The 2,789-nt window shown below is 61.7% G+C and carries 4 protein-coding genes; all 4 read right to left on the reverse strand.

Features of this window, described 5'->3' with window-relative positions:
• The coding region (locus VN887_19440) for a glycosyltransferase family 1 protein (GenBank protein ID HXT42191.1) at positions 1 to 443 on the reverse strand (443 nt) is incomplete at its 3' end.
• A gap of 262 nt (positions 444 to 705) precedes the next feature.
• A complete protein-coding gene (locus tag VN887_19445) occupies positions 706 to 1,203 on the reverse strand; it encodes a hypothetical protein (protein HXT42192.1) in 498 nt (165 codons plus the stop codon).
• A 61-nt stretch (positions 1,204 to 1,264) separates the two neighbouring features.
• A complete protein-coding gene (locus VN887_19450; protein ID HXT42193.1) occupies positions 1,265 to 1,996 on the reverse strand; it encodes an HAD family hydrolase in 732 nt (243 codons plus the stop codon).
• A 47-nt stretch (positions 1,997 to 2,043) separates the two neighbouring features.
• The coding region (locus VN887_19455) for a hypothetical protein (protein HXT42194.1) at positions 2,044 to 2,789 on the reverse strand (746 nt) is incomplete at its 5' end.

Below are 2,789 nucleotides of genomic sequence, written 5' to 3' on the forward strand. Positions count from 1 at the left end.
TGCGCGATGGTCGGCAGGCCGGTTTCGGCGATGACCTCGGTCATGGCCAGGCCCAGCGGGACGTGCATCGGGATGGCGAGGATGTTCTGCGGGATGAGCAGTTCGATCTGAAATTTTTCGACGAACCGGTAGAGTTCCTCCTTGAGCTGTTCCTTGAGCGACTGGATCCGGCGGGTGATTTCGCGCGAGCGCGTCGTGGCGCCGAAAATATTCTCCTGGGCGGCGAGCACGTCGCGATGCCCGAAGAACGCGAGGGGCGCGAGATGGCTGGTTTCGGACGGAGTATCAAGCAGGCCGGCCATCCAGAAACAGGAATGGCCCATCGCGGCCAGGATGCGCGCCCATTTCCGGGCTTCCAGCGTGACGCCGTCGGTGCCGTGGAACCGCGTGGAGACGAACCCAATCCGCTTTGGCGCGCCGGTGCTCAGCGCGATGGTCTTCATGCGAAGATCGTAGCGGCAAAAGGGAAGGTAGCAAAGGGAGTTTGCAGATGCACACCCATCGAATCAGTCCGGCAATAAATCCCAAGCCGGCGGGGCGTATTTTCGCCGACTGATGCCGGTTTGGAAGAGGCCGCGGTTGGCGGACATCGTGACGTTGCACGACCTCCTGCGGGCGGAAGTTTCCATCACTGAGCGAGGCGCGGCTTAACGGCTGTCCGGACGTCCACTTTTTCGGACCGCGCCCAACGGCCGGCGATTTCCACTATTTCGAGTCCGGTGGCTTGTCACGCCGCACCACGACAAACCAGCAGTCTCCCGTGCTGGAATCGCCACCAAGGATTGTCATGTGCTCGCGAATGGGCTGGTGCGAACAACGCGTCAGTTCGCCTTTGTAGTACAATCGGATTTGCGTGTTGGGCGGATCAAGCAACTTGATCTCCACCGCCCGGTCGGGCGTCAACTGGAGTTTGGCGACGCCGCCCTTCGCCAGCGTGACCGACTCGCGTTTGACCTCCCAATAATTCGTCCAACGAAACACCGACCCAAGATTCCGGCTTAATTTCGGCCCGATGGCCCTCCAACGCGGGTTTTCAGCCCTGTCCGCGTCCGTCCCGTGAATCAACTGGACATGAAATGTGATCTTCTGCGCGTCCCCGGCGCTACCGGTGAAAACCCCCATCAAACCGAGACAAACCAGCCAGAGAGATCTTTGCGCAATCGGAGACATCGGTTGTCTGACGAAGGAACGGCTGGCTGGCATTCACAAAATCTTCATCGCCGACGCTTTCCTGTGAAACGCGTGGCCGGCGCTTGCAAATCCTCTAAACCAGCAGCGTGGAGAGATGGCTGTCCAGCGCCGACCAGTCGCCCCCGGCATGTTTTCCGGGAAAAGGCGCACCCGCCAGCAGCCACGTTTGAAAACCCTGCTTTTCAGCCGGTTCGATGTCGTTGTCGTGCCGGTCACCCACCATGAGTGTTTCGCTCGGAGGGACACCTCGCAGCTGGAGACGGTCCCGCAACCAGCGAAACACCCGGGGGTCCGGTTTGCTGAACCCGGCGACGAACGAAAAAAAACACAGTTCATGGGTAAAGATCGAGCGATCCAACTTTGCCCCTGACAAGTCGTGGTCGAGTTCGCGCAGTGTGTAAGGCTGGCAATTCGAAGCGAGGCCCAGCACAATCCTCCTTTCCGCCAGGGTCGCGAGGGTCGTCGCCGCACCGGGCATCAAACGGACCGTGCGTTGGAGTTGCGCGTGCTCGAAGAGAAAATCGTCGCCTCCGGCATCGGGCAGTCGCTCCAGTTCCGGCAAAGCCTCGCGGGCGACAGACGGCCAGAAGATTTCGGGATGGCGGACGCCGGCGGTCCGCGCGGTGTCATGCTCGCGCGCGATGATTTTTTCGCACTTCGCCATGAACGCGTCCAACGTCAGCCGCGCCGGGCGGCCGAACCTGTCTTTGCACAATCGCTCCCAGCGCTCGCGCGCATCCGCAGGCGGCGGGCCGACCTCAAGCAGAGTGCCGTAAATATCAAAGATGACGGCACGAATTTTCATTCACCCATGGTGGACGCATCCGGCGGGCGCCATTTTCCGGCGCTCGATTACGTGTCACGGCTCCACAGTAGCGGAAACAGGTGCTGCGCGCAGAGCTTTTCGCGCAAGAAATCATCCTGCGCGGTCAGGGCGGAGTTCAAACGCCTGTCCACCCGGCCGGTGGCGCGCGCAATCCTGGCGAAATGCCGCGCATAAGATCGCCCGCTGAGCCAGCGGGCCGCCACACGGGGCCAGGGAGTGATCTGCAGGCGGCCACCACTGGCGCGTTTTCTCCATGTTTCCAGAAACGGATTCAGTGGCCCGCACAATTCCCACGAAACATCCGCCGGCCGGCCGAGCACTTCAAGCTGGGCGCTCAACGTCAACCGGCTGAACGGCACCGCGCGTGGTTTTTTTCCCCTCATCAGCAACAACGGCGTCCCCGCCAGTTTGCGACCGGCCCGTGGAAGCTGGTTTCGCCAGGCAGCGAACAGCTTCTTTTGTCGCGCCAGTTCGGCGGACCAATCGAACAAGCGCGGGTCGATCAGGAGTTCGTCATAACTCTGCGGAAAACTGAATCCCAACTGTCTCAGGTCCGGCGCGACGTTTGGGATGGAACGGGCGATCAGTGGACGCCGTGCCGCCGCGGCTTCGAGAAACGGCAGGCCAAACCCTTCCTGGATCGAGGTGAGCAACACGGCTTCGCTGGCGGCGAGCAGTTCGTTGACGCCCGGATTGCCGGATCCGTTGCGGTCCAGGATCCCCAAACGCAATTGCCAGCCATGTCGGCGCGCCGCGGTGGCGAGCCGGTTCG

Origin of the sequence: Candidatus Angelobacter sp. (assembly GCA_035607015.1) — a bacterium.
In the GTDB taxonomy this organism is placed as follows: domain Bacteria; phylum Verrucomicrobiota; class Verrucomicrobiia; order Limisphaerales; family AV2; genus AV2.